This window comes from Stenotrophomonas riyadhensis, from assembly GCF_040256885.1.
GTDB lineage: Bacteria > Pseudomonadota > Gammaproteobacteria > Xanthomonadales > Xanthomonadaceae > Stenotrophomonas > Stenotrophomonas riyadhensis.
In genome coordinates this window covers 290,669-316,495 of the sequence record NZ_CP155568.1, presented here as the reverse complement: position 1 = coordinate 316,495, position 25,827 = coordinate 290,669, and the positions used below count along the sequence as shown (strand labels likewise).

26 protein-coding genes are annotated in these 25,827 nt (G+C 67.8%); 16 read left to right on the top strand and 10 right to left on the bottom strand.

Features of this window, described 5'->3' with window-relative positions; translation table 11 throughout:
- Positions 1–31: 31 nt before the first annotated feature.
- The gene (locus SriyCCGPB3_RS01440; RefSeq protein ID WP_110714244.1) at positions 32–2,692 is read left to right on the top strand and encodes a sensor histidine kinase; all 2,661 of its coding nucleotides are present in this window, start codon (positions 32–34) and stop codon (positions 2,690–2,692) included.
- A complete protein-coding gene (locus tag SriyCCGPB3_RS01435; RefSeq protein WP_004153862.1) occupies positions 2,673–3,386 on the top strand; it encodes a response regulator transcription factor in 714 nt (237 codons plus the stop codon). The genes SriyCCGPB3_RS01440 and SriyCCGPB3_RS01435 overlap by 20 nt, the downstream gene beginning before the upstream one ends.
- A gap of 95 nt (positions 3,387–3,481) precedes the next feature.
- Here SriyCCGPB3_RS01435 and SriyCCGPB3_RS01430 read toward each other — a convergent pair whose 3' ends face one another.
- Genes SriyCCGPB3_RS01430 through coaBC form a run of 3 tightly spaced genes read right to left on the bottom strand, consistent with a single transcriptional unit; the run spans position 3,482 to position 7,569 of the window.
- Positions 3,482–5,824, bottom strand: coding sequence for a phosphomannomutase/phosphoglucomutase (locus SriyCCGPB3_RS01430; protein ID WP_350259765.1), 2,343 nt, complete (start codon positions 5,822–5,824; stop codon positions 3,482–3,484).
- A 12-nt stretch (positions 5,825–5,836) separates the two neighbouring features.
- On the bottom strand, positions 5,837–6,310 hold the full coding sequence (gene dut / locus SriyCCGPB3_RS01425) for a dUTP diphosphatase (protein WP_110710806.1): 474 nt from the start codon (positions 6,308–6,310) through the stop codon (positions 5,837–5,839).
- Positions 6,307–7,569, bottom strand: a complete 1,263-nt coding sequence (gene coaBC / locus SriyCCGPB3_RS01420) for a bifunctional phosphopantothenoylcysteine decarboxylase/phosphopantothenate--cysteine ligase CoaBC (protein WP_164162253.1) — start codon at positions 7,567–7,569, stop codon at positions 6,307–6,309. Before coaBC ends, dut begins: the two co-directional genes overlap by 4 nt.
- A 228-nt stretch (positions 7,570–7,797) precedes the next feature.
- Here coaBC and SriyCCGPB3_RS01415 point away from each other — a divergent pair, with 228 nt between their 5' ends.
- The 4 genes from SriyCCGPB3_RS01415 to SriyCCGPB3_RS01400 all read left to right on the top strand — a co-directional run bounded on the left by SriyCCGPB3_RS01415 (position 7,798) and on the right by SriyCCGPB3_RS01400 (position 11,914).
- Positions 7,798–8,424 (top strand): response regulator transcription factor, encoded by a 627-nt coding sequence (locus tag SriyCCGPB3_RS01415; RefSeq protein WP_110710804.1) that lies wholly within the window; start codon positions 7,798–7,800, stop codon positions 8,422–8,424.
- Positions 8,425–8,494: 70 nt separating this feature from the next.
- Entirely contained in the window at positions 8,495–9,199 is a 705-nt protein-coding gene (gene radC / locus SriyCCGPB3_RS01410; RefSeq protein ID WP_110710803.1) for a RadC family protein, read from the top strand.
- Between the two features lie 114 nt (positions 9,200–9,313).
- A complete protein-coding gene (argS, locus tag SriyCCGPB3_RS01405) occupies positions 9,314–11,002 on the top strand; it encodes an arginine--tRNA ligase (RefSeq protein ID WP_110710802.1) in 1,689 nt (562 codons plus the stop codon).
- A gap of 21 nt (positions 11,003–11,023) precedes the next feature.
- Positions 11,024–11,914 carry an SPOR domain-containing protein gene (locus SriyCCGPB3_RS01400; protein WP_164162255.1) on the top strand — a complete coding sequence of 297 codons (891 nt, stop codon included), beginning with the start codon at positions 11,024–11,026 and terminating at the stop codon, positions 11,912–11,914.
- A gap of 120 nt (positions 11,915–12,034) precedes the next feature.
- On the opposite strand, the gene SriyCCGPB3_RS01395 is transcribed toward SriyCCGPB3_RS01400, so the two are convergent.
- Positions 12,035–12,787, bottom strand: coding sequence for an SDR family NAD(P)-dependent oxidoreductase (locus SriyCCGPB3_RS01395; RefSeq protein WP_110710800.1), 753 nt, complete (start codon positions 12,785–12,787; stop codon positions 12,035–12,037).
- A 116-nt stretch (positions 12,788–12,903) separates the two neighbouring features.
- Between SriyCCGPB3_RS01395 and SriyCCGPB3_RS01390 the strand changes: the two genes are divergently transcribed.
- The gene (locus SriyCCGPB3_RS01390; RefSeq protein ID WP_005411992.1) at positions 12,904–13,371 is read left to right on the top strand and encodes a DUF1456 family protein; all 468 of its coding nucleotides are present in this window, start codon (positions 12,904–12,906) and stop codon (positions 13,369–13,371) included.
- On the opposite strand, the gene SriyCCGPB3_RS01385 is transcribed toward SriyCCGPB3_RS01390, so the two are convergent.
- Positions 13,340–14,227 carry a LysR family transcriptional regulator gene (locus SriyCCGPB3_RS01385; RefSeq protein ID WP_110710799.1) on the bottom strand — a complete coding sequence of 296 codons (888 nt, stop codon included), beginning with the start codon at positions 14,225–14,227 and terminating at the stop codon, positions 13,340–13,342. The two genes, SriyCCGPB3_RS01390 and SriyCCGPB3_RS01385, sit on opposite strands and share 32 nt — an antisense overlap.
- A gap of 144 nt (positions 14,228–14,371) precedes the next feature.
- Between SriyCCGPB3_RS01385 and SriyCCGPB3_RS01380 the strand changes: the two genes are divergently transcribed.
- Entirely contained in the window at positions 14,372–15,520 is a 1,149-nt protein-coding gene (locus SriyCCGPB3_RS01380) for an MFS transporter (RefSeq protein ID WP_350260352.1), read from the top strand.
- On the opposite strand, the gene SriyCCGPB3_RS01375 is transcribed toward SriyCCGPB3_RS01380, so the two are convergent.
- Entirely contained in the window at positions 15,517–16,215 is a 699-nt protein-coding gene (locus SriyCCGPB3_RS01375) for a TorF family putative porin (protein WP_350259764.1), read from the bottom strand. The genes SriyCCGPB3_RS01380 and SriyCCGPB3_RS01375 overlap by 4 nt on opposite strands.
- Before the next feature lie 179 nt (positions 16,216–16,394).
- Between SriyCCGPB3_RS01375 and SriyCCGPB3_RS01370 the strand changes: the two genes are divergently transcribed.
- Complete coding sequence (locus SriyCCGPB3_RS01370) at positions 16,395–16,784, top strand: DUF6165 family protein (RefSeq protein ID WP_110710796.1); 390 nt, start codon at positions 16,395–16,397, stop codon at positions 16,782–16,784.
- A 12-nt stretch (positions 16,785–16,796) separates the two neighbouring features.
- Here the strand turns inward: SriyCCGPB3_RS01370 and SriyCCGPB3_RS01365 are convergent, their stop codons facing one another.
- Both SriyCCGPB3_RS01365 and SriyCCGPB3_RS01360 read right to left on the bottom strand, forming a co-directional pair.
- Positions 16,797–17,468: a response regulator transcription factor gene (locus SriyCCGPB3_RS01365; RefSeq protein WP_350259763.1), complete on the bottom strand. Its 672-nt coding sequence runs from the start codon at positions 17,466–17,468 to the stop codon at positions 16,797–16,799.
- Positions 17,469–17,657: 189 nt separating this feature from the next.
- Positions 17,658–18,230 (bottom strand): OmpO family porin, encoded by a 573-nt coding sequence (locus SriyCCGPB3_RS01360; protein WP_032130335.1) that lies wholly within the window; start codon positions 18,228–18,230, stop codon positions 17,658–17,660.
- Positions 18,231–18,513: 283 nt separating this feature from the next.
- Here SriyCCGPB3_RS01360 and SriyCCGPB3_RS01355 point away from each other — a divergent pair, with 283 nt between their 5' ends.
- Positions 18,514–18,873, top strand: coding sequence for a DUF1428 domain-containing protein (locus SriyCCGPB3_RS01355; RefSeq protein ID WP_049455507.1), 360 nt, complete (start codon positions 18,514–18,516; stop codon positions 18,871–18,873).
- A gap of 15 nt (positions 18,874–18,888) precedes the next feature.
- Here SriyCCGPB3_RS01355 and SriyCCGPB3_RS01350 read toward each other — a convergent pair whose 3' ends face one another.
- Positions 18,889–19,575: a hypothetical protein gene (locus tag SriyCCGPB3_RS01350; RefSeq protein ID WP_110710794.1), complete on the bottom strand. Its 687-nt coding sequence runs from the start codon at positions 19,573–19,575 to the stop codon at positions 18,889–18,891.
- 107 nt (positions 19,576–19,682) lie between these two features.
- A complete protein-coding gene (locus tag SriyCCGPB3_RS01345; protein WP_350259762.1) occupies positions 19,683–20,576 on the bottom strand; it encodes a histone in 894 nt (297 codons plus the stop codon).
- Between the two features lie 491 nt (positions 20,577–21,067).
- Between SriyCCGPB3_RS01345 and SriyCCGPB3_RS01340 the strand changes: the two genes are divergently transcribed.
- The 6 genes from SriyCCGPB3_RS01340 (at position 21,068) to SriyCCGPB3_RS01315 (ending at position 25,827) form a co-directional block, all read left to right on the top strand.
- Positions 21,068–22,501 (top strand): Do family serine endopeptidase, encoded by a 1,434-nt coding sequence (locus SriyCCGPB3_RS01340; protein WP_110710793.1) that lies wholly within the window; start codon positions 21,068–21,070, stop codon positions 22,499–22,501.
- Between the two features lie 101 nt (positions 22,502–22,602).
- Positions 22,603–22,968 (top strand): hypothetical protein, encoded by a 366-nt coding sequence (locus SriyCCGPB3_RS01335; RefSeq protein WP_004153835.1) that lies wholly within the window; start codon positions 22,603–22,605, stop codon positions 22,966–22,968.
- Between the two features lie 8 nt (positions 22,969–22,976).
- Entirely contained in the window at positions 22,977–23,447 is a 471-nt protein-coding gene (locus SriyCCGPB3_RS01330) for a phage holin family protein (protein ID WP_004153834.1), read from the top strand.
- Positions 23,444–23,899, top strand: a complete 456-nt coding sequence (locus tag SriyCCGPB3_RS01325; protein WP_110710792.1) for a protein sip-5 — start codon at positions 23,444–23,446, stop codon at positions 23,897–23,899. The genes SriyCCGPB3_RS01330 and SriyCCGPB3_RS01325 overlap by 4 nt, the downstream gene beginning before the upstream one ends.
- 67 nt (positions 23,900–23,966) lie before the next feature.
- Complete coding sequence (locus SriyCCGPB3_RS01320; protein ID WP_110710791.1) at positions 23,967–25,076, top strand: AI-2E family transporter; 1,110 nt, start codon at positions 23,967–23,969, stop codon at positions 25,074–25,076.
- A 31-nt stretch (positions 25,077–25,107) separates the two neighbouring features.
- Positions 25,108–25,827, top strand: a complete 720-nt coding sequence (locus SriyCCGPB3_RS01315) for an HAD family hydrolase (protein WP_350259761.1) — start codon at positions 25,108–25,110, stop codon at positions 25,825–25,827.

The following is a 25,827-nucleotide window of genomic DNA, read 5'->3' as shown; positions in this document are numbered from 1 at the left end:
GCCTGCACCGGCTGCGCGCACAATGGCACCCATGACTGATGCGCGTACCCGCCAGGCCGATGCCCTGGTCGAAGGCCTGCAACGCGAAGCCGGCGGCAAGCTGACCGTGTTCCTCGGCGCGGCGCCGGGCGTGGGCAAGACCTACACCATGCTGACCCGCGCACAGGAACAGCTGCGCCGCGGTGTCGACCTGGTGGTGGGCCTGGTGGAAACCCACGGCCGCGCCGATACCCAGGCGCTGCTGGAGGGCCTGCCGCAGTTGCCGCTGAAGGCAGTGGCCTACCACGGCCATACCCTGCAGGAGATGGACCTGGATGCCGTGCTGGCACGGCATCCGGCGCTGGTGCTGGTGGACGAACTGGCCCATCGCAATGCGCCGGGCAGCCGCCATGAGCGGCGCTGGCAGGACGTGATGGAGCTGCTGGACGCCGGCATCGACGTCTGGACCACGGTCAACATCCAGCACCTGGAAAGCCTCAACGACGTGGTGATGCGGATCACCGGCGTACGCGTGAGCGAGACCGTGCCGGACGGCGTGCTCGACCGCCTGCATGACATCGTGCTGGTCGACCTGCCGCCACGCGAACTGATCGCGCGCCTGCAGCAGGGCAAGGTCTATGTGCCCGAACAGGCCGCGCAGGCGCTGCAGGCATTCTTCTCGCCGGCCAACCTGACCGCGCTGCGTGAACTGGCGATGCAGGAAGCCGCCGACCGCGTCGACAGCAGTCTGCGTGAAGCACGCGCCGCACGCGGCGAGAGCAACCTGCCGCTGCGTCGCGGCGTGCTGGTGGCCATTGATGGCGGCGGTCAGAGCGAATACCTGGTGCGGGTGGCGCGTCGCATCGCCGAACGCCGCGATGCGCCGTGGACGGTGGTGACCGTGCAGGGCCGACGCCAGGACGAGGCGACCCGGCGCGAAATCGATGCGGCCTTCGCACTGGCACGGCGCCTGGGCGGCGACGCCGAACTGCTGCACGGATCGAGCATCGCCGATGCCCTGCTCGACCATGCCGCGCACAACGGCGTGTCGACCCTGGTGCTCGGCCGGACCCGCGAACGTCCGCTGGCGCGGATGTTCAACCGCACCCTGACCCAGCAGCTGATCCAGCGCGGCGCGCACTACGAGATCACCATCATCAGCACGCCGCAGGCACGTGCACGCTCACGCCGCGAGGGGCTGATGGCACCGGTGCGTGGTTTCAGCCATGAACCCGTGCAGGCCCTGATCGCCACGGCGTTGGCGTGCGTGGTTGCCTGGCTGGCCGAACGCTGGGTGGGCATGGCCGACCTGTCGATGGTGTTCATCGTGGCGGTGGTGCTGGTGGCTGCACGCACGCGCGCCAGCGTGGCGGTGATGGCGGCGATCCTGTGTTTCCTCGCCTACAACTTCCTGTTCATCGCACCGCGCTTTACCTTCGCCATCGGCGCACGCCAGGGCGTGATCACCGTCTTCCTGTTCCTGGCCGCCGCACTGGTGGCCGGACGCCTGGCCTCGCGCCTGCGCATGCAGGTGATCGCGCTGCGTGCGGCCAACCGCCATGCACGTGCGCGCCAGCAGCTGGGCCGGCAGCTGGCCAGTGCCGCCGGCAACGGCGAGGTGGCACAGGCGGGTCGGCATGCACTGGAACAGGCGATGGACGTGCCGGCATGGCTGCGGATCGGCGCCGACACCGCAACCGGTGGCCGCAGCCAGCCCGGCGACACCGACCTGGCCGCCGCCGACTGGGCGCTGCGCCATGGCCAGCCCAGTGGACGCTTCACCGATACCCTGGCCGGTGCGCAGTGGTGGTTCCTGCCGCTATTGGATGGCGAGGACCGCGCGATCGGCGTGGCCGGCCTGTACCTGCCCGGCGCACAGGCGCGCCTGCTGCCCGAACAACGGCAGCTGGCCGAAGCAATGGTCGATGACATCGCGCAGGCCGCGCTGCGCACGCGGCTGGTGGCCGAACTGGAGCAGGCGCACGTCAGCAACGAGACCGAGCGACTGCGCTCGGCGCTGCTCTCTTCGGTGTCGCACGACCTGCGCTCGCCACTGGCGGCGATGATCGGCTCGGCCGACAGCCTGGCCAGCTATGGTGCGGCAATGGATACGGCCGATCGCCGAGCCCTGCTCGACACCATCCTGGTCGAGGGCGAGCGGCTGGACCGCTACATCCAGAACCTGCTGGACATGACCCGCCTCGGCCACGAAGGATTGAAGATCAACCGCGACTGGATCGGCGTGGACGAACTGATCGGCTCGGCCGCACGGCGCCTGCAGCGCTACCAGCCGAAGGTGCGGCTGGAGCTGGACATTCCGGCCACGCTGGCGCCGATCTGGGTACACCCGGCGCTGGTCGAACAGGCGGTGTTCAACGTGATGGAAAACGCGGCCAAGTTCTCACCGCCCGATGCCGCCGTGCAGGTGCAGGCGCGCGAGCTGGACGGCCAGCTGCGCATCGACGTGATCGATGCCGGCCCCGGCATTCCCGACGACGAGCGTGCGCGCATCTTCGACATGTTCTACAGCGTGGAGCGCGGTGACCGTGGCCGCCACGGCACCGGCCTGGGCCTGACCATCTGCCAGGGCATGATCGGCGCGCACGGCGGCAGCGTGCAGGCGCTGCCCGGGCGCGACGGTCGCGGTACTCTGATCCGCATCACCCTGCCCCTGCTCAAGCCAGCCTCCCACGATGAGCCCGACCCCGATTGATGCCAGCGTGCCGGCCGCGCGCGTGCTGGTGATCGATGATGAAACCCAGATCCGCCGGTTCCTGGACATCAGCCTGCGCGCGCAGGGCTACCAGGTACGGCAGGCCGCCACCGGTCAGGAAGGCCTGCAACTGGCCGCCAGCGAGGACATGGATCTGGTGATCCTGGATATCGGCCTGCCGGACATGGAAGGCCACGAGGTGCTGGAACAGCTGCGGCAGTGGAGCCAGGTGCCGGTGATCATGCTGACCGTGCGCGCCGGCGAAGCCGAGAAGGTACGGGCGCTGGACACCGGCGCCAACGACTACGTGACCAAGCCGTTCGGCACGCAGGAGCTGATGGCGCGGGTGCGGGCGCTGCTGCGCACCCGCAGCGTGCCCAGCGACGGCACACCGCCGGTGTTCGACGACGGCCACCTGCATGTGGACCTGGTGCGCCGTGAAGTGGCGCTCGACGGCGAACCCGTCGCATTGACCCGCAAGGAGTACGCGTTGCTGTCGCTGCTGCTGCGCAACGCCGGGCGGGTGGTGACCCAGCCGCAGATCCTGCAGGAGATCTGGGGACCGACCCACCAGCACGACACCCACTACCTGCGCATCCTGGTCGGCAAGCTGCGGCACAAGCTGGGCGATTCAGCGCTGGATTCGCGCTACCTGTTCACCGAACCGGGCGTGGGCTTGCGGTTCAAGGGGTAGTGCCGGCCGCTGGCCGGCAACCTCCTGAACCCCAGAACCATCCTGTGGTTGCCGGCCAGCGGCCGGCACTACCCGATCGATCCAATCCCGATCAATCAGAACCCCAGCGGGGTGTCGCCCAGCACTGGCTGCAGCTGGCTGCGGAACAGCGCCTGGATACGTTCCAGCGCCGCCTCGTCATTGCCCTCGAAACGCAGCACCAGCACCGGCGTGGTATTGGAGGCGCGCACCAGGCCCCAGCCATCGGGGAAGTCCACGCGCAGGCCGTCGATGGTCGACAGGCGACCGCCCACATACGGGTTGTCCGGCGACTGCGCCGCCGCCACCAGCATCGCCACCAGCGCATGCGGCGTGCCTTCGGCCACCGGCACCTTCAGCTCAGGCGTGGCCACCATCTCCGGCAGCTCGGCCAACACCTCATCCGGCGTTTCCTCGCGCTGGGCCAGGATCTCCAGCAGGCGCGCAGCCGCATACAGGCCATCGTCGAAACCGAACCAGCGTTCCTTGAAGAAGAAGTGGCCGCTCATCTCGCCGGCCAACTCAGCATCGGTCTCGCGCATCTTCGCCTTCATCAGCGAATGCCCGGTCTTCCACATCAGCGGACTGCCGCCATTGCGCAGCACGTGGTCGGACAACTTGCCGGTGCACTTCACGTCGTAGATCACCATCGCGCCGGGGTTGCGCATCAGCACGTCGGCGGCGAACAGCATCAGCAGGCGGTCGGCATAGATGATCTTTCCTTCGCCGGTGACCACGCCCAGGCGGTCACCGTCGCCATCGAAGGCGACGCCGAGATCGGCACCGAAGCGCTTCACCGTCTGCACCAGGTCTTCCAGGTTCGCCGGCTCGCTGGGGTCGGGATGATGGTTGGGGAAGCTGCCGTCGACATCGCAGTACAGCGGGATGACTTCCGCACCGATCGCTTCCAGCAGCTGCGGCGCGAGCGCGCCGGCCACGCCGTTGCCGGCATCGGCCACGACCTTCAACGGGCGATCCAGCTGCACGTCGTCGGCAATGCGCTGGATGTAGTCGGCGCTGACATCGCGCTGCTGGTAATCGCCCGGTTCGGCGGCCTGCACCAACCGGCCTTCAATGATGCGCTGGTAGAGATCGGTGATGGCATCGCCGGACAGCGTCTCGCCGCCGATGACCACCTTGAAACCGTTGTACTCGGGCGGGTTGTGGCTGCCAGTGACTGCCACGCAGGTACCGGTACGCAGGTGGAAGGCGGCGTAGTACACCAGCGGCGTCGGTGCCAGGCCGATGTCGATCACCGCACAACCGGCCCGACGCAGGCCCTCGGCCAGGCCTGCGGCCAGCTCCGGCCCGGACAGGCGGCCATCACGGCCGACCACCACCTCGCGCAGCCCCTGTTCCAGGGCCACGGTGCCGATGGCCTGACCGATCAACGCAGCGGTCTTCGGCGTCAGTTCGCTGCCGACCACGCCGCGGATGTCGTAAGCGCGGAAAATGCCGGCGGCCAGTTCCTCGGCCGGCACCGGCGGCGGCGGCGGTGGCGTGCTTTCCTCGCTGGCGGCGGCCAGCGGGGGCGGCGCCATCTGCAGGCTCTCGCTCAGGGTCGGGCCATGGTCGGCCTCCGCTGCAGCGGCACGGCGCGGCAGTGGCAGGGTCTTCGGCAGTCGGCCACGACCGACCACCAGCAGCACGGCGATGAACGCCAGCAGCAGCGCGACGATGGCGCTGGCCAGCGCGCCCAGGCCCAGCGGGCCGGCTTCAACATTGGGCACCGCGGCGACCAGCCGCAGCGGTGTACCGGCGACCGGCCGTGCCAGTGCCTCGGCGCTTTCCGCCAGGCCGGAATCGCCTTGGGCGACGAGGTCGTGCGCGCCCTGGCGCAATCCGAGGAAACCCGTGGACGGCGCGCTGACCTGATCCAGCGGTGAGGTCAGCCGCAGCAACGGCTGGCGCACATACAGCACCGCCGGGCCGAGGCTGCCCAGTTGAACCGGCGCTGCCAGGCCCAGGCGATTGCCACCGCCATCGCGGACCACGCGCAGGCTGGGCTTGCCTTCGGCCAATGCCGCTTCCAGCAGCGCCAATCGGGCATAGCCAAAGACGGCCGGGTCGGCGTAGGCGTTGGCCAGATCGGCAGTCAGCACGTCAGCCTGCTCCACGCCGGTCCAGCTCTCGCGCACGGCCAGCGCCGCTGCCGCGGCATCACCGGCCTGCAACGCCTGCTGCACGCGTTCGTTCTTCAGCTGCTGCTGCAGCTGCTTCAGCTGGCCGGCGGCCGCGTCCTGCAGGCCCTGCACGGCCTGGTCACGTGCTTCTTCCAGCGCCTGGCCGTTGGCCTCCTGACGCCATTGCTGCACCGCGCTCCATCCGAACCAGCCGGCCAGCAGGATCAGCAGCACCCCCAGTAGTGGTGCACTGCGACCCAACGACCGTCCCCGCTGTCCTTCCCCGATGCCGCTCATCGATGTCCCCCGTCAACGCACCCCGGTATGGCCGAATCCACCCGTTCCCCGCACGCTGTCGGTGAAAGTATCCACCACCTGCAGGTTGACGCGGGCAATCGGCACGACCACCAGCTGCGCGATGCGATCGCCCGGCTCGATGGTGAAGGCCTCACGGCCACGGTTCCAGACGCTGATCAGCAGCGGGCCCTGGTAATCGGCGTCGATCAGGCCGGTGCCGTTGCCGAGCACGATGCCGTGGCGATGGCCCAGCCCCGAGCGCGGCAGGATCACCGCGCACAGGTGCGGATCGGCGATGTGGATGGCCAGACCGCTGGGCACCAGCGCGGTGTCGCCCGGCTGCAGGGTCAGCGCGGTATCCAGCGCCGCGCGCAGGTCCATGCCGGCGCTGGCCTCGGTAGCGTAGGCTGGCAGTGGCCAGCTGTCGCCGAAACGCGGGTCGAGCAGCTTGACCTGCAGCGGTTGGGAAGTGAAAGCCTGGGTCATGCCTGGAGTCTCCGCGCGATCAGCGCCAGCAGTTGTTCGGCCAGCTCACGCTTGGAGGTGGCCGGGAATACCTGTTCACCGTCCTGCCAGAAGGCCGTGGCGGCATTGTTGTCGCTCTCGAAACCGCCACCGCTGATGCCGACCTGGTTGGCGATCACTAGGTCGAGGCGCTTGTCGACCAGCTTGCCACGCGCGTATTTCTCCACGTCGTGGGTCTCGGCGGCGAAGCCGACCACCAGCTTCAGCGACTGGGTCTGCGCGGCGACTTCGGCAAGGATGTCCGGCGTGCGCACCAGCTCGATCACCAGCGACTGGCTGTCGGCGGTCTTCTTCAGCTTCTGCTGGGCTACCTGGCGCGGTGTGTAGTCGGACACCGCTGCGGCACCAATATAGATGTCGGCTGGCAGCGACTTCAGCACGGCATCGCGCATCTGCGCGGCCGAGCGCACGTCGACGCGCTGCACGCCGGGCGGCGTCGGCAACTGTACCGGGCCGCTGACCAGCACCACCTGAGCACCCATCGCGGCGGCGGCAGCGGCCAGGGCAAAGCCCATCTTGCCGCTGCTGCGATTGCCGACATAGCGCACCGGATCAATGTCTTCATAGGTCGGGCCGGCACTGATCAGCAGGCGCAGGCCCTGCAGCGCGCGGGTTTCCGGTGCGGCAACCGCAGCGGCGGCACCGCCGTTGGCGGCCAGCGCGGCAACGATGTCGGCCGGTTCGGCCAGCCGGCCGGGACCGGATTCACCTTCGGCCAGCGGGCCGTCGACCGGGCCGATCACCTGTGCGCCGCGCTGGCGCAGCAGGGCGATGTTGGCCTGGGTGGCCGGATGCAGCCACATGCGGTGGTTCATCGCCGGGCAGAGGGTCAGCGGCGCGGTACTGGCCAGGCACAGCGTGCTGACCAGGTCATCGGCGTGGCCCTGGGCCAGCCGCGCCAGCAGATCGGCGGTACCGGGGGCAACCACGATGCGGTCGGCCCAGCGCGCCAGCTCGATGTGGCCCATGGCCTGTTCGGCGGCGCTGTCCCACAGCGTGGTGCGGGTGGGCTGCCCGGACAGGGCCTGGAAGCTGAGCGGAGTGACGAACTGCTGGGCACCGGCGGTCATCGCCACCTGCACCTGGGCACCGGCGTCGCGAAGGCGCCGCACCAGCTCCAGGGCCTTATAGGCCGCGATCCCGCCTCCGACGCACAACAGCAGTTTCTGACCTTCCAGCGCGCGGGCCGGCGCGGGGGAAGCGTTGGGGGAGTCAGCCACCTGGAATTCCTGTGCAAACGAGGGCGTTAGCTTACCCGATGGTCGGTAATGTCCCGGTGCACGGTGCACATAGCGGACAGCTATCAGCAGATGGAGCGCGCTGCGCTTGACCCGGGGTTTGCCGGGCATCGGTTTCGGACCTTTCCTATACCTCTGCGGCCCTGCCCTTTTGCAGAATCAGGCGTTGGCCGCTGTGTGCTGCGGTCCGTCCGATCCCCGAGGAGCCGCGTGCACCCGCGCATCATCATTGCCGACGACCATCCGGTGGTTCTGCACGGCATCCGCATCGTGCTGCAGACCCACCTGATGGAGATCGTCGGCAGCGCCAGTGACGGCGCGGAGCTGCTGCAGCTGCTGGATCGGCATGACTGCGATGCGGTGCTGACCGATCTGTCGATGCCGGGCGACGGCCCGGATGGCCCGGAACTGATCGATGCACTGCGCGAGCGCCATCCCGGGCTGCCGGTGGTGGTGCTCACCGGAGCTCGTCATCCTGGACTGCTTGACGGCCTGCTGCGCGAGGGCATCAGCGGCCTGGTCGACAAATGCGCCGATTTCACCGAGCTGCCGCAGGCGCTGAGCGCGGCACTGGCCGGCCAGGTGTTCGTTTCCCAACAACTGCGCCACCACCTGCAGGCCCGCGACCTGCTGTTCCCGCGCGAACCGGCGCCGCTGTCGGCGCGGGAACAGGAAGTGCTGGATCTGCTGGCGGCCGGGCTCAGCGTGAATGCCGTCGCCGAACGCTGCGGGCGCAGCCCCAAGACGATCAGCCGGCAGAAGGCCGAAGCCAAGCGCAAGCTGGGCCTGCAGAACAACCAGGAACTGTTCGACTATCTGCAGACCCGGCGCGGGTGAGGCATCGCCCGACCCGGTGCTGCGGTGTGCACCGATGGGAGCCGCCATGCGGGCTGGCGATGATGCAGGCATGCCCATCCATGACTGGCCCGAACAGGAACGCCCCCGCGAGAAGCTCATCGCACGTGGGCCCACCGCACTTTCCGACGCCGAACTGCTGGCGTTGTTCCTCGGCTCCGGATTCGGTGGCCGCGATGCCGTGCAGACCGCGCGCGACCTGCTGCAGGCGCATGGCCCGTTGCGGGTGCTGCTGGACCGCTCCGCAGGCGACCTGGCCCGTCTGCCCGGGCTCGGCCCGGCGCGCAGCTGTACGCTGGCCGCCGGGCTGGAACTGGCCCACCGCTACCTGGCGGCAGAGCTGGAGCACGGCGAAGCGGTCGGCAACAACCCGGCCGCGGTCGGCCGCTACCTGCAGCACCGCCTGCGCGGGCAGGCGCGGGAAATCTTCATGGCGCTGTTCCTGGACAACCGCCACCGCCTGATCGCCTGCGAGGAACTGTTCCACGGCACCATCAACGCCGCCCCGGTCTACCCCCGCGAGGTGGTGCGGCGCGCCCTGCTGCACAACGCGGCGGCGGTGATCCTCAGCCACAACCACCCCTCCGGCGACCCGGAACCCTCCGGTGCCGATACCCGCATCACCGACGAACTGCAGCAGGCACTGGCGCTGGTGGATGTGCGCCTGCTGGACCACTTCGTGGTCGGTGAGGGCCGCCCCGTTTCGTTTGCTGAACGAGGCCTGCTGTCGCCGCCCCAGCCCCGCCTGTTCGGCTGAGCGCCCGCCCTCCAGGCGCCATCGGTCGCCCCCACAGGCAGGTTTCGGTCAGCGTGGCCGCTGGTATCTGCGCTAAAATGGGCGATTCCGCCGCTCATTCTCACAGCAGGCCTCGTGAAAAATCTCCTCCGCGCCCTGATCAGCCAAGGCATCGAAGCCTTGCGCGCCAATGGCACCCTGCCCGCCGACTCCCTGCCGCCGGACTTCGTGGTCGAGCGCCCGAAGACCCGTGACCACGGCGACTTCGCCACCAATGCCGCGATGCTGCTGGCCAAGGCCGCGCGCAGCAATCCGCGCGCACTGGCACAGGCGCTGGTCGAGGCGCTGCCGCGCAGCGAGGACGTGAGCAAGGTCGAGATCGCCGGCCCCGGCTTCATCAACTTCCACCTGGCCCCGGCCGCGTACCAGCGCGAAACCGCCTCGGTCATCAAGGAAGCCCACGACTACGGCCGCAACCTGTCCGGCAATGGCCGCACGGTGGGTGTGGAGTACGTGTCGGCCAACCCGACCGGCCCGCTGCATGTCGGCCATGGCCGCGCGGCGGCGATCGGCGACTGCGTGGCACGCGTGCTCGATGCGAACGGCTGGAACGCCAAGCGCGAGTTCTACTACAACGACGCCGGCGTGCAGATCGAGAACCTGGCGCTGTCCACCCAGGCACGGATCAAGGGTATCGCGCCGGACCAGGATGGCTGGCCGGAGGGTGGCTACCGCGGTGAATACATCGCCGACGTCGCCCGCGCCTACATGGCCGGCGCCAGTGTCGATCTGGAAGGCAGCACCGTGGTCGGTGCCAAGGACCCGGACGACATGCAGGCGATCCGCCGCTTCGCCGTGGCCTACCTGCGCAACGAGCAGAATCTGGACCTGGCCGCGTTCGGCGTCGACTTCGACATCTATTTCCTGGAAAGCTCGCTGTACGCCGACGGCAAGGTTGCCGAAGCCGTGGCCAAGCTGCAGGCCTCGGGCCACACCTATGAGGAAGGCGGCGCGCTGTGGCTGCGCAGCACCGACTTCGGTGACGACAAGGACCGCGTGATGCGCAAGTCCGACGGCACCTTCACCTACTTCGTACCGGACGTGGCCTACCACCTGTCCAAGTGGCAGCGCGGCTACGAGCGTGCGATCACCGAGCTGGGTGCCGACCATCACGGCTCGCTGGCGCGCGTGCGTGCCGGCCTGCAGGCCATGGAAGTGGGCATCCCGCAGGGCTGGCCGGAATACGTGCTGCACCAGATGGTCACCGTCATGCGCGGCGGCGAGGAAGTGAAGCTGTCCAAGCGTGCCGGCAGCTACTTCACCCTGCGCGACCTGATCGAGGAAGCCGGCCGCGATGCGACCCGCTGGTTCCTGATCGCGCGCAAGCCCGATTCGCAGCTGACCTTCGACATCGACCTGGCCCGCCAGCAGAGCAACGACAACCCGGTGTTCTACGTGCAGTATGCGCACGCCCGCGTCTGCAGCCTGCTGCGCCAGGCACAGGAGAAGGGCCTGGTGTACGAACAGGGCAACGGCCTGGCCAACCTCGGCCGCCTGGCCGACGACGCCTCGCTGCTGCTGATGAACGAGATCTCGCGGTATCCGGAAGTGGTGGAAGCAGCCGGCGTGGCGCTGGAGCCGCATCTGGTGGCGCAGTACCTGCGTGAATTGGCGCACGCGTTCCACACGTGGTATCACGGGACGCCGGTGCTGGTGGAAGACACCGCCGACCGCAATGCCAAGCTGACCCTGGCCTGCGCGGCACGCCAGGTGCTGGCCAATGGCCTCGACCTCCTGGGCGTCAGCGCCCCGGAAAAAATGTAAGCATCAGGAGACGCAGTACTCATGGCAGCACGACGCGGCAAAAGCCAGGCACGACGCAACAGCGGCAGCCAGGGCACACCCGGATGGGTGTGGCTGGTGGCCGGTGTAGCGATCGCGGCCGTGGTGTTCCTGGCGGCGCCGAACCTGTTCAAGGGCGAAGGCGATGGCTTCCTGCGCGCCGGTCCGCAGCCGAACCCGAATGCGCAGCCGGCCCCGGTTGCTGATGCCGACAGCGATGTCGGCACCCAGCCGGCCGCGCAGCCGACCACGCCGAAGCCGGCCGAACCGGAAAAGCCGGCCGCCACCCAGTACGACTTCTATACCCTGCTGCCGGGCAAGGAAGTTGAAATGTCCGACGCCGAACTGGCCGCCAGCGCGCGTGCCGAGGACCAGCGCCGGGCCAAGGCCGAAGCGCAGCGCGCGCAGGCGGCACTGGAAGGCAAGCCGGTTCCGCCGCCAGCGGCTACCGCGCCGGCACCGACGGCCACGGCCAGCGTGGCCAGCACCGCACCGGTGACCGCCACCAGCCGTCCGCTGCCGGCACCGCTGAGCGAACGACCGGCTGCGGCGACGCCGCCGGCGTCGACCAGCACCGCCGCCGCCACTCCGGCAGCGCGTGCGGAAACCGCGCCGACCGCGGCCACTCCCCCGGCCGCTGCGGCACCGGCTGCTGCCGACAACGCCCGCTACATCCTGCAGGCGGGTGCGTTCGGCGCCTCCGGCGACGCCGAAGCCACCAAGGCCAAGCTGGCCATGATGGGCCTGGCGGCACGCGTGGAATCGGCGCAGATCAACGGCAAGACCGTGTACCGCGTGCGCATGGGGCCGTACGGCAGCGCCGGCGAACTGTCCGAAGCCAAGCAGAAGCTGGATGGCACCGGCCTGCAGGCGATGGCGATCAAGGCGCAGTGAGCCTGCCGAAGTGAATGAAAAAGCCGGGCACTGCCCGGCTTTTTTTGTTTCTGTAGCGTCGAGCCATGCTCGACTGGGGGTAGAGCAACAGTCGAGCAAGCTCGACTCTACAGATGGCGGTCAGCCTTCGCGGGCGACCTGGAAACCGGCGAAGGACTGGCTGACCGGCATCAGTTCCAGGCGATTGATGTTCAGGTGCGGCGGCAGCGTGGCCACCCAGAAGATCTGTTCGGCGATGTCTTCGGCGGTCATCGGGTTGGCGCCGGTGTAGAGCTTGTCCGACGCTGCCTGGTCGCCATGGGTACGCACCACGGTGAACTCGGTTTCGGCCATGCCCGGCTCGATCGTGGTCACGCGCACGCCGGTGCCGTGCAGGTCCGAACGCAGGCCGAGCGAGAACTGGCTGACGAAAGCCTTGGTGCCACCGTAGGCATTGCCGCCCGGGTACGGGTAGACACCGGCCACCGACGAAATATTGATGATTGCACCCTTGCGCTCCACCAGCTGCGGCAGCAGGCGGTGGGTCAGCGTCACCAGCGCGGTGATGTTGGTGTCGATCATCGTGGTCCAGTCCGACAACTTGGCGCTCTGTGCCGGCGCAGTGCCCTGCGCCAGGCCGGCGTTGTTGACCAGCAGATCGATCTCGCCAAAGGCCGGCGGCAGTGCCAGCAGCGCCGCTTCCATCGCCACCGGATCGCGGATGTCGAAGGCGGCGGCATGCACCACGTCCTTGCCGTAGCGCTCGACCAGCGGCTGCAGGCGTTCGCCGCGGCGGCCGGTGGCGATCACCTTCCAGCCCGCCTGGGCGAAGCGGTGGACGGCGGCGGCGCCGAAGCCGGACGTGGCGCCGGTAATCAGGACAGTGCGGGTCATCAGGCAACTCCAGGGGAAAAACCAGACCCCCATTCTGGCACCGTCGGCCGGGGGTTGCGTTGCCTGATCGGCCAGATTCGGCCCCGCCTGTCGGGGTGACCGGTACAATTGGGGCCATGATCAACAACGATGTCCTGCGCAGCGTGCGCTACTCCCTGGACCTGGGCGACCACCACGTGGTGACTCTGTGCCAGATGGCCGACCCCGCCTTCGCCGTGGATCCGGAACAGGTGAAAGCCTGGCTGCGCCGCGAGGACGAAGCCGGTTTCGAAGCGATGAGCGACAGCGCGCTGGCGCACTTCCTCGACGGCCTGATCGTGCACCTGCGCGGTCGCGATGAGAGCCAGCCTCAGCGTGCGGTGGAAACCCGCATCGACAACAACCTGGTGCTGAAGAAGCTGCGCGTCGCCTTCCAGCTGCGCGACGTCGATCTGATGGAGATCTTCGCCAGCGCCGGCTTCAACGTCTCCAAGTCGGAAGTGGGCGCATTGTTCCGCCAGCCCGGGCACACCAATTACCGGCGCTGCCTGGACCAGATGCTGCGCAATTTCCTCAAGGGCCTGAGCCTGCGCCTGCGCGGCTGAGCACGGCTTCGACAAACGCCCGCGCCGCCGGTGTCGGCAGTCGCTGCCAGACCAGGTGCACGCGGCGGGTCGGGGTCGGCTGCAGCGGAATCTGTACCACCCCCTGGAACCCGTCGGCGATCAACGCTGGCACGATGCCAACCGCCAACCCATGGCGGACGAAGCGCTCGATCAGTTCCATCAGATTGACCTCGAAGCGCACCGTATGCGGCAGGCCAGCGGCGGCGAAGGCATCGTCGGTCTGGCGGCGTGCACCGGTGCCGCGCGGAAAGTCGACCAGCGCCTCGTCCTGCAATTCGGTCAATGGCAGCCGCTTGTGGCGGGCCAAGCGGTGCGACGGCGCCAGCACCGCCACCAGGTCTTCTTCCTGCAGCATCTGGTGGCAGACCCCGTCCAACCCCGCCGACGGCGCCAATCCGACCAGTGCCACGTCCAGCTCTCGCGACTGCACCTGCGCGATCAGGTCCTCGCTCTTGTCGACCCGCAGCTGGAACTCCACCTGCGGGTGCGCCTGCTGGAAGGCCGCCAGCATCGCCACCACATCGATGTCGGTCAGCGAGGAGATCTGCCCGATCGCCAGCAGGCCACGCACCTCGCCAGTGACGGCGGCCACGTCGGCGCGCAGGTGGCGCAGGCTGGCCAGCACCTGGCGTGCATGCACCAGCAGCGCCTCGCCGGCGGCGGTGGCCCGCACCTGGCGCGGCAGGCGCTCGAACAGCGTTGTGCCCAGTTCCTGCTCAAGATGGGCGATCTGGTGACTGAGCGCGGACTGCACCACGTGGCAGCGCTCGGCGGCGCGGGTGAAGTTGCCCTCCTCGGCCAGGGCGACGGCGAACTCGAGCTGCTTGAGATTCACGCAACCATCTCATTTCCAGATGACAGGGATGATGATGATTCATTTCCATCATGACTGCAGCAGGCGGACACTGTGCTCCCCCGCTTCCTGGAACACCGCGTGAGTCCGTCCCTTCCCCCTCTGCACCGCTGGCAGGTGCTGCTGATGTCGGTGGCTACCGGCGTGGCCGTGGCCAGCAACTACTATGCGCAGCCGCTGCTGCACACCATCGCCGATGCCTTCGGTGTGCCGTTCGGCCAGGTCGGCATGGTGGTCACCGCCGCACAGCTGAGCTATGCCGCCGGACTGATCCTGCTGGTGCCGCTGGGTGACCTGTTCGAACGCCGCCGCCTGATCGTGGTGATGAGCCTGCTGTCCGCCGGCGGGCTGGTGATCAGTGCCTGTGCGCCGTCGCTGGCCTGGCTGCTGGTGGGTACCGCGATCACCGGCCTGTTCTCGGTGGTGGCACAGGTACTGGTGCCGTTCGCGGCCACGCTGGCCGCACCGGAACATCGTGGCCGCGTGGTCGGCACATTGATGAGTGGCTTGCTGCTGGGCATCCTGCTGGCGCGCACCGTGGCCGGACTGCTTTCCAGCCTGGGCGACTGGCGCCTGGTGTATGCCATCGCCGCCGGCACCCTGGTGCTGGCCGCGCTGGCGCTGCAGCGCGGCCTGCCGCGATTCCACCACAGCGCCGGCCTCGGCTATTTCGCATTGCTGCGCTCGATCGGCGTGCTGTTCGTGCAGGAGCCGGTGCTGCGCCAGCGCACCCTGCTGGGCGCCTGCAGCTTCGCCATGTTCGCGATCTTCTGGACCCCGCTCGCGTTCCTGCTGGCGCAGCCACCTTACGCCTACAGCGACGCCACCATCGGCCTGTTCGGGCTGGTCGGTGCCGCCGGCACGCTGGCTGCGGGCCTGGCCGGGCGCATGTCCGACCGCGGCCAGACCGGACGCGCCACCGCCATCGCGCTGGTGCTGTTGCTGCTGTCATGGCTGCCGCTGGGACTGTCGGCACACTCGCTGCTGGCACTGCTGGCCGGTGTGGTGGTGCTGGACCTGGCCGCGCAGCTGCTGCATGTCAGCAACCAGAACCTGATCTACGCACTGCAACCGGCGGCGCGCAACCGGCTCAACGCCGGCTACATGACCGGCTACTTCATCGGCGGTTCGCTGGGCTCGCTGCTGTCGGCGCAGGTCTACCAGCGCTTCGGCTGGACCGGGGTCTGCGTGGCCGGTGCTGCAGTGGCCGTGCTGGCCCTGCTGCTGTGGATGCCCGGCGCGCTGCGCGCACGCCAGGCTTCGGTGACTGACTAGAAGCTGCCCTGCAGCGCCAGCTCCCACCGCCCACCGGCATTGCCCGGGAACAGCCGCTTCGCTGCGTTGTCGGTGTCATGCACGGTGGCCCGCAGCTCCCATGCCGGGGTCAGCGAGGCGATGGCACTGAGCTGGCCATGCAGGTAATCAGGCCCCTGTGCGGTGGCCAGCCAGTACTGGCCTACCGCCGCTTCCAGGCGGAACCGCTCGTGCAGCGGCACCCGCACCCCCAGCTGGGCATAGGTGCCGCGATGGCCACCGGCCAACGCGTCGTTGGAATGCGCGATCTGCAACCAGGCGCGCTGCTTCCAGGTCACGGTGGTATTGAGTTCGGTCCAGTCCAGCGCGCGGCCGGTACCTGGATACACATAGCGGGTCAGGTTGGCATCCAGTGTCCAGTCCGGTGCCAGCGCGCCGGACCAGCCTGCCACCAGGTCGAACTCGCTGCGCGCGCCATTGTCCGGTTTGAACGAAACGTTGGAGCCCCACACGCTGGCATACCAGCCCGATGCAACCGAGATCTTCGCGCCCGCCTGCACCGCCGGGTCGCCATCGCTCTGCGAGCTGCCACGCCACACGTAGTCGCTGGTCAGTGTGGCACTGCCGCTGACCTGCACCTGTGCCTGGGCGCTGCCGATGCCGAGCAGCCCTGCCAGGGCGGCCACCATCGCCGCCATCATCCCCTTGCTGTTCACTGCACTGTGTTCCTCGTTGAAGGCGGTTGCGCCGCCGGGAGCGCAGTGTCGAGGTGGTGGCCGTAACGGATCGAGGGTGCTGCCGGGCCCGTGGCGCAAATTCGGCGTAAATCCCGTGGACCGGGGGCCGCGTGCCAGCGGCGCGGTATCATGGCGACTTGTTTCCAGGAACCAACCGCGTGGACGCCATCCTGACCCCGGTATCGATCGGCGAGCTGATCGACAAGATCACCATTCTCGAGATCAAGGCCGAGCGCATCGACGATGTGGCCAAGCTGGCCAACGTCCGCACCGAGCTGGACGGCCTGCTGCCCTTGCTGCAGCAGCAGCTGCAGGCACAGCCGGCACTGGCCGTGCTGAAGCAGCAGCTGAAGGCGATCAACGAGCGCATGTGGGATATCCAGGACCAGCTGCGCGACAAGGAAGCAGCCCAGGTGTTCGACGATGCGTTCATCCAGCTGGCGCGTGGTGTCTATGGCACCAATGGCGAGCGCGTGCAGGTGAAGAACGAGATCAACCGCGTGGCCGGTTCGGCGCTGGTGGAAGAAAAGCAGTACCAGGGCGAATAAGCCGGCTCACCCTCATTCGAGCAGATGCCGGATGCGGAACAGTTCGCCGTCACTGCGGATGCCGAGCTTGCGATAGGCGGTCCGCTTCTGCGTACTGACCGTGCTGGCCGTACGGCCGAAACGCCGTGCGACCTCACCGGTGCTGCAGCCCTGCAGGACCAGCCGGAGCACTTCGCGCTCACGTCGGCTCAATGCTGCGAGCAGCGGCTCCGGTGTCCGCCGCATCCGCGATCGACTCAACGGCGTGCGCAGTTCCGGCGGTACGAAGTGTCCGCCACGGACCAACACATCGACCGCGCGTCGCAGCATGTCCGGCGAAGTCTCCTTGGACAGGAAGCCGCGCGCGCCGGCCTGCATCGCCAGGGTCACCGTGCTGGCATTGCAGTGTGCGGACAGCACCAGCACCGGCAGCAGCGGCCAGCGCCGTGACAGCAGGCGAAGCAGGGACAATCCTTCCCCGGGCCCATGCGGTGCCAGCAGATCGACCAGCAACAGGTCGATGTCGCCGGGCTGGCGCTGCAGCAGGTCGAACAGTTCGCGCTCACAGGTGAAGCTGGCACAGACCTGCACGCCAGCGTGCCGGCGCAGTACGACTTCCACCCCCAGCCGCAGTACTGGATGCGGCGCCAGCATGGCCAGGCGGCAGGGCCGGTCGAGACACAGAGCGGGAACGGCAGGCGGCATCACACAGATCCGGCAATACGAAGTACCCACCGTAGGTCGGTGCTGCGGTCAGCGGAATCCAATTTATTGCAACAGAGCACGACCGGGGCGTGTGGTCAGGCGCGGTTTCGTTTCCCCACAACGCAACAGGCCCGGCAGAAGCCGGGCCTGTCGAGGCATCTTCAGCGCGCAGGCGCGCCGAGGAAGCAATTACCAGCTGAAGCGCGGGCCGACGGTGTATTCCTTGTCGCCGTCGCGGTTCATCTTCAGCTCGCCGTTCAGGCCCCAGTTCTGGTTCAGCTTGACCTGACCGCCCAGGCGACCGTACCACTGGCCTTCCGGATTGATGCCGTGCTTCTTCGAGAAGTCTTCGTAGCCGACCATGCCGTAGACTTCGGCGTGGGCACCGAAGGCGGTGCGGATACCGGCTTCAGCGCTGTAGCCGTTGAAGTCCAGGCCGTGCTTCTGGTCGCGCTTCTGGTAGGCAACGCGGGCAACGAAGTCGGTGGTCGGAGCGATTTCAACGTTGTAGCCGGCGCCGATCTTCCACTGGTCCAGCTTGATGTTGGTGTGGTCGATTTCCTGGCGGCTGTACTCACCGAAGGCGTGGAAGTTCGGCAGGAAGCCGTAGGAACCCTTCACGCCCCAGCCGTCGGCCTTGAACGCGTCGATGTCGGTCTTGGCGTAGTCAGCTTCGGCGTAGTTGTACGACAGGTTCTCAGCAGCCGAGGCGGTGAACGGCAGGGCAGCGGCCAGGGCCAGAGCAATCAGCGAATTCTTCATGGGGGTACACCTTTACTTTCTTATGGTGTGCAGCAGCGCCAGGGCGCCATCGCATCGGGAATGTAAATTCTCCGTTATTCGCCACAACGCTCCCTGAAAACAGCGGTCTTCGCATTGCTGAATTTTTTGGCTTGATTCAGGCTGCGTCTGGCACACGCGCGCGGCGCGCGTGCATTTCATGGGCTACAACGAACGTGCGCTGCTGAATTGTCGATCCATGACGCCCTGGTTCGTCGGGTACTTGAAGGCCGTGCATGCGGCACGGTCCATCCGGAGGCAGGCAATGAGCTACATCGATGGTTTCGTCCTGGCGGTGCCCACCGCCAACAAGGAGAAGTTCCTCGCCCATGCACGCACAGGCGATCCCGTTTTCATCGAGTACGGCGCGCTGCGTGTGGTCGAATGCTGGGGTGACGACGTACCGCACGGCAAGACCACCGACTTCTTCGGCGCGGTGAAAGCCACGCCGGATGAGACGGTGGTGTTTTCCTGGATCGAATGGCCGGACAAGCCGACCCGCGACGCCGGCATGAAGAAGATGATGGAAGACCCGCGGTTTGATCCGGCGAAGAATCCGATGCCGTTCGACGGCGCGCGGATGATCTACGGTGGGTTCGTACCGCTCTACGAGCTGACGCGCTGAATCCGGCGGACGTGCTCAGCGCGCGTCCGTGTCATCGCTGGCAGACGCATGGCCGGCGCCCAGAGCGGCGCCGGCGCCGAGGCCCACACCGCCCATGCCGGCCCCCATTCCGCCACCGCCACCACCACCCGCACGACCGCCCTTGGCATCGCCGTCGTTGCGGCCCTTGCCGCCACCACTGGCAGCGGGTCGGGTTGGTCCCTGCGGCGGTATCTGCAGGTCGGTCGGAATCGGCGCCAGATCCAGCGCTTCGCGCACGAAGTCGCGCAGCGAGACCACCAGTTCGTGGGTGTGCACCGGCCGCCCCTGTGCCAGTTCGTTGGCCGCGCGCGCGGCCAACCGCACCTGTTCGTCGGTGCCCAGCAACAGGATGTCCGACAACGCGGCCTCGACGGCATCGCGGATGCGGCGCGCGCGATCCGAGCGGGGTTCGGCGATGCCTTCGGCATCTTCGCGCTGGCGCAGGTCGCGGCGATGGCTGGGATCCACGCCCAGTTCGCCAGTGAAGGAACCGCCCAGGGTCTTGTAGGCCGCCATCAGCGTGCGCAGCCGCTCATTGATCTGCCGGTTCTCGCGCTCGCGGCGCTGCTGCAGGGTCTGCATCACCAGCAGGCGGATGCCCACGCCCAGCAGGGTGATCAGGACCAGGCCAGCCAACGTGGACAGCACGCCCTGCCAGGAACTGAAGTCGATACCACGCATGCCCGGGGCTCCGGCGGGAAGAACCTGCATCTTGCCCCATGGGGTGTCCCAGAAACGCGAAAGGCCCCACCACCCGTTGGGTGGCAGGGCCTTCGGTCACGGCGCCATTACTTGCGCTTGGCGACCTTGCGCACGGCCTTCTTGGCCGGAGCCTTCTTGGCGGCGACCTTCTTCAGCGGCGCAGCCTTCTTGGCGACCGTCTTGCGGGTGGCGGCAACCTTCTTGCCCACCGCCTTCTTGGCAACGGCGGTCTTCTTGCCGACAACCTTCTTGGCAGCAGCGGTCTTCTTGCCGACGGCCTTCTTGGCGACAGCAGCCTTCTTGCCGACAACCTTCTTGGCGGCCGCGGTCTTCCTGGTGGCGACCTTCTTGGTAGCGGCAACCTTCTTGCCGACAACCTTCTTGGCAGCCACGGCCTTCTTGCCAGCGACCTTCTTGGCGGCGACGGTCTTCTTGGCCACGGCCTTCTTGGCGGTAGCGACCTTCTTGCCGACAACCTTCTTGGCGGCCGCGGTCTTCTTGGCAACGGTCTTCTTGGCGACGCCGGCCTTCTTGGTGGCGGCCTTCTTCACGGTGGCGACCTTCTTGCCGGCAGCCTTGGTGGCGGCCTTGGTGGTCTTCTTGGCAGCAGCGGCCTTCTTGGTCACGGCCTTGCCTGCAGCCGCCTTCTTCTTGGCCACTTCCTTCTTCAGGGCAGCGGCTTCGGCCTTGGCGTTCTTCTTGGCGGCTTCCAGCTTCTTCTTGGCGTTGGCAACGGTCTTGCCGACCGACTTGGCAGCCTTCTCGGCCTTCTTGGCAACGGTCTTCTCGACCTTGGCCACAGCCTTCTTGGCCTTGGCAACGCGGGTACCGGCAGCCTTGGTGGCGCGCTTGACGGTCTTCTTGACCGACTTCACGGCGTCTTCGGCGGCGTGGGCGATGGTCTCGCCGACGTTGGTGGCGGTTTCTTTCACGTTCTCGACGGCGTCGGTCACGACCGACACACCATTACCGTTGCTCATGTTGCCCTCCTGGGGGCCTTAAGTATCAAAACGGGGCGATGCTATACCGACATTGACGATCGTGGAACGGGGCATGCGCCCGCAATCGCATCTGATGCGACGGCAATGGTGTAGCCCACCACCCTCATCAACGCTGCCGTCGTGCACGAAACCCCTTCTTTTCAGTGCTGCGCCGCAAGGTCACGGCGGGCGGAAGCGTTCGTCGCATGCGCCCGCTCAATTGCAGCCGAAGGCGTGCGATATGGCGCATCGCGGCACCGGGATGCGCAGAACTGCGCAAGTATCGGCCTGTATCGCGCCACGCCCGGGCGCGTATCCACGGTGCGTGGCGCACGGATCGCGCTGTCGCCAACGGCTCATTCGCGGCGCGCGCGGTCGGCGCTCCGGGCGCCCGGTTTTCATGGCGCATTTATCCAGATCGCGACACACTCATTCAGCTTGTTTTACCGTAGGGCCGAACCGCCCCCACCCACGCCAGCGAACCGACTCCCATGCGACCGCTTCCCACCCTGCTCACGCTCGCAATCGCCGCCGCCTTCGGTGGCTTCGTTGCCACCGGCATCAATGCGCACCTGGACAACCGGGCCGATGCCGCACCGCTGCCAGCGGTCTTGCCGACCAGCGCCGCACTGCCGGCCTCGGTGGCCGGGCAGGCGGTGCCGTCGCTGGCACCGATGCTGGAAAAGGCGATGCCGGCGGTGGTCAGCGTCAACACCAAGCAGGTGGTGCGCGTGCGCAACCCCTTCTTCAATGACCCGTTCTTCCGCCGCCTGTTCCCGGACATCCCGCAGGAACGCATCAACGAATCGCTCGGCTCCGGCGTGATCATCGACGCCAAGGAAGGCCTGGTACTGACCAACCACCATGTCATCGACAACGCCGATGACGTGCAGGTGACACTGGCCGACGGGCGCACGGTCAAGGCGGAGTTCCTCGGTTCGGACCGCGATACCGACATCGCACTGATCCGCATCCCGGCGCAGAACCTGACCGACATCAAGCTCGGCAACAGCGACCAGCTGCGGGTGGGCGACTTCGTGGTGGCGATCGGCAACCCGTTCGGTTTCAGCCAGACGGTCACCTCGGGCATCGTCTCGGCGGTGGGCCGCAGCGGCATCCGCGGGCTGGGCTACCAGAACTTCATCCAGACCGATGCGTCGATCAACCCGGGCAATTCCGGTGGTGCGCTGGTCGACCTGCAGGGCCAGCTGGTCGGCATCAATACCGCCAGCTTCAACCCACAGGGCAGCATGGCCGGCAACATCGGCCTGGGCCTGGCGATTCCGTCCAACCTGGCGCGCAGCGTGGTCGACCAGCTGGTCAAGCACGGTGTGGTGGTGCGTGGCACGCTGGGCGTGGAGAGCCAGAACCTGACCGCACAGATCGCGCAGGGGCTGGGCCTGGGTGAAACCCGTGGTGCGCTGATCACCCGGGTACTGGCCGGTTCGGCCGCTGCCGCAGCCGGGCTGAAGCCGGGCGATGTGGTGGTCTCGGCCAACGGCCAACGCGTGGACAGCGCTGAAGCCCTGCACAACGTGGAAGGCCTGGCCGCGGTCGGCAGCCCGCTGACGCTGGACGTGCGCCGCGAAGGCAAGCCGCTGCAGATCAAGGCAACGCTGAAGGAACAGGCCCGCGCAGTCACCGGCGACAGCCTGGATCCGCGCCTGGGCGGCGCCACCTTCGTCGACCTGCCGGAGTCGCTGCGCCAATCGGGCGTTGGTGGCGTACTGGTCAGCGAGGTCAAGCGCGGCAGCCGCGCCGCCACCAACGGCCTGCAGCAGGGCGACATCATCACCGATGCAACGGTGGGTGAATTCGCCGACCTCGCCAGCTGGCGCGCCAATTTCCAGCAGCGCCCGCCAACGCTGGTCGTGCGCGTACTGCGCAACAATGGCCAGCAGCAGGGCCAGCTCGTGATGCGCTGATCGCCCAGCCGTAACACCTCCTATACCCCGGCAATGCTATTGCTGTTAGTCCAGGTCGGCACCGCCGACACCCGTTCCCCCATCGCAACAGGAGTGATTCGATGAGCCCCACCAATACCGAGAACCTGAAGGAACACCTGGGTGAAGCCGGTTCCCACCTGAAGCAGGCCGCCACGGCCGCCGGCGGTGCGATCAAGGGCGCAACCGGTGCCGCGACCGACGAACTGCGCATCGGCAAGGCCAACGTCAAGGCCGAACTGTCCGACAGCGCGCTGTCCGGCCTGGCCGCCGCCGAGTTCGGTGGTGCCGCTGCCAAGGAACAGGTCGACGCACTGATGGACAAGGGCAAGGACCTGATCGACAGCGCCGCCGAGCTGATCCGTGAGCGTCCGCTGGCCTCGTTCGGCGTCGCCTTCGCTGCCGGCTGGATCATCGCCAAGCTGGCCCGCGGCAGCAGCGACAAGTAAGCCGCGGCGTGAGCGAAGACAACGCGCAAGCCCCTGATCCGGCGGCCACCCCGCCGCTGGATGAGAGCATCCGCCAGGTCGGCGCGGCCGGTCGTGCCGCTGCCGATTCGGCCAAGCATTCGCTGCGTTCGCTGCGCCGGTTGGCCTCGGCCGACTTCGCGCTGGCACGCAGCGCGTTCGGCCGTGCGCTGGCCTGGGCCGGCGTGGCGATCGTGTTCGGTGCCTCTGCCTGGCTGCTGATGGCCGCCACCCTCATCGCCCTGCTGCAGAGCTGGGGCCTGAGCTGGCTGCAGGCCCTGCTGATCACCTCGTTGCTCAGCCTGGCCGTCACCGGTTACGCGATCTGGCGGGTGTCCTACTTCTTCCACCACACCGGCATGCACGCCACCCGGCGCCAGCTGTCACGCCTGGGCCTGTTCGACGAGCCCAGCGAAGACGATCCCGATGCCGATGTGCAGCTGCCGGAGGGCAAGCCATGAAGTTCGGTGCGCTGCAACGGCGGGTGAAACGCTGCGAACAGGTGGTGACCGTGCGCCTGGTTGAAACCCAGGACCACTGGTCCACGCTCAGCCAGGTCTGGCGACAGGGCTGGTCACCGCTGCGCATCGTGGTGGTCGGTCTGGCCGGTGGCTTCATTGCCGGCAAGCTGGAAGTACCTGGCAAGGTCAACGGTGCCCGCTGGCTGCAGATGGTGGGTTCGGTCTCGAACCTGTTCGCCAGCGCGCAGGCCGCGTTCGCCACGGCGATGGCGGCGCAGGCGGCAGCCAGCGCCGACGACGCGGCCGAAGAAGCCGACGAAGCCAGTGAGCAGGTGCAGGCGACCGCGTCGGCATCCACCGCTCGGCCGGCACCAGCGGCGCAATCCGCCGCGGAACCGGAACTGCGCGAACCGCGCCCGGCCGAGGCCGCCACCGAGCTGTCCGAACGTTGATCCACGAAATCCGCCGCGCCGATCGCGGCCGGCGGATAATGCGCTCCCCTTTCCGGTTGATGCGTCGATGAGCGAGTCCCTCCTGTCCCCGCCACCGGCCGGCCCCGACGAGCCAGAGGCAGCGCTGCCACCGCCGTCGCGCCCGCGCGGGCCGATGTCGCTGGTGGTGCTTGCGACCCTGGCGGTGGGCTACACGCTGTGGGCCGCACAGGACATCATCCTGCCGGTGCTGCTGGCGATGTTCTTCGCGCTGGTCGGCAACCCGATCCTGCGCCTGCTGCAGAAGCTGTGGATTCCGCGCGCGCTGGGCGCACTGTTGATCCTCGGTGCGGGCCTGGGCGTGACCGGTTCGCTGGCCGTGCAGCTGATCGGCCCGGCGATGGAATGGGCGCAGGAAGCACCACAGCAGCTGCGCAAGGTCGCCCGTCAGGTGCAGGACCTGACCAAGCCGGTGCAGCAGGCCAACCAGGCGGCGGAGAACTTCGCCCGCGTGGCCGGTGGTGACAGCAACCACAAGGTGCAGGTGATCCGCACCCAGCTGGACGACCCGTACCGCATGCTGACCCGCGCGCCGCGGCTGGCGGCTTCGGTACTGGCGGTGGTGCTGCTGACCCTGTTCTTCATGATCTACGGGCAGAGCCTGCAACGCGCAGCGATCGCCCTGTTCCCGAACCGCCAGCAGCAGCGCTTCACCAGCGACATCCTGCGGTCGATCGAGCGCGAGGTCTCTCGCTACGTGCTGACCATCAGCGTGATCAACACCCTGGTCGGGCTGGTGTTCGCCGGTGTGTTGATGCTGTTCGGCATCGGTCTGCAGGAAGCCCTGCTGTGGGGCACGGTGGCTGCATTGCTGAATTTCGCCCCGTATGTCGGCCCCCTGATCGGCGTGGCGCTGATGCTGCTGATGGGCTTCGTCGAGTTCCGCGACCCCCTGCAGGCCCTGCTGCCGGCCGCCGCCTATCTGGGCCTGCACACCCTGGAAGGGCAGATGGTGACCCCGATCGTGCTGGGCCGGCGCATGAAGCTGTCACCGCTGGTGCTGATCCTGGCGCTGATGGTGTTCGGCTGGGCCTGGGGCATGATCGGCCTGCTGCTGGCGGTGCCGCTGCTGGTCTGCATCAAGCTGGTGCTGGCACGGCTGGACGGCATGCAGGGCTGGGCGCGGCTGCTGGAATGAAAGCCCGTGCGGGCAGGGGTAGAATGGCGGGGTGAATTTCCCAGTCCAAGCCATCACCCTCGACCTTGACGACACGCTGTGGCCGTTCGCTCCGATCGGCGCCCGCATCGACCTGGTCCTGCACGAGTGGATGCGTGAACACAGCCCCGCCACCGCCGAAATGTATCCGGTGGCGGCGATGCGCGAACTGCGCGAGCGCCTGTACCACGCCCATCCGCACCTCCATCACGACCTGAGCGCACTGCGCCGGCTGACCCTGCACGAAGCGCTGCACACCAGCGGTGCCAGCCTGGAGCTGCTGGAACCGGCGTATGAAGTGTTCTACGCCGCGCGCAACCAGGTCGAGTGCTACCCCGATGCGATCGACGCACTGGCGCGGATTGCCGCGCGGGTGCCGGTGGCGGCGCTGAGCAACGGCAATGCCGATCTGGAGCGAATCGGCCTGGCCCATCATTTCGCCTTCCAGCTGGGCGCGCGCGAACACGGCGCAGCCAAGCCGGAGGCGAGCATCTTCCATGCCGCCTGCACCCGCCTGGGTGTGGCGCCGGCACAGGTACTGCACGTCGGCGACCATGCCGAAATGGACGTGGCCGGGGCGATCGCCGCCGGCCTGCGCGGATGCTGGATCAACCGCGAAGCAGCCACCTGGACCCATCCGCAGCTGCAGCCGGACCTGCAGTTCGACACCCTCACCGGTTTGGCCGACTGGTTGGATGCCAACCTCGACGCTGCCGCACCCCGGAGTACCTGA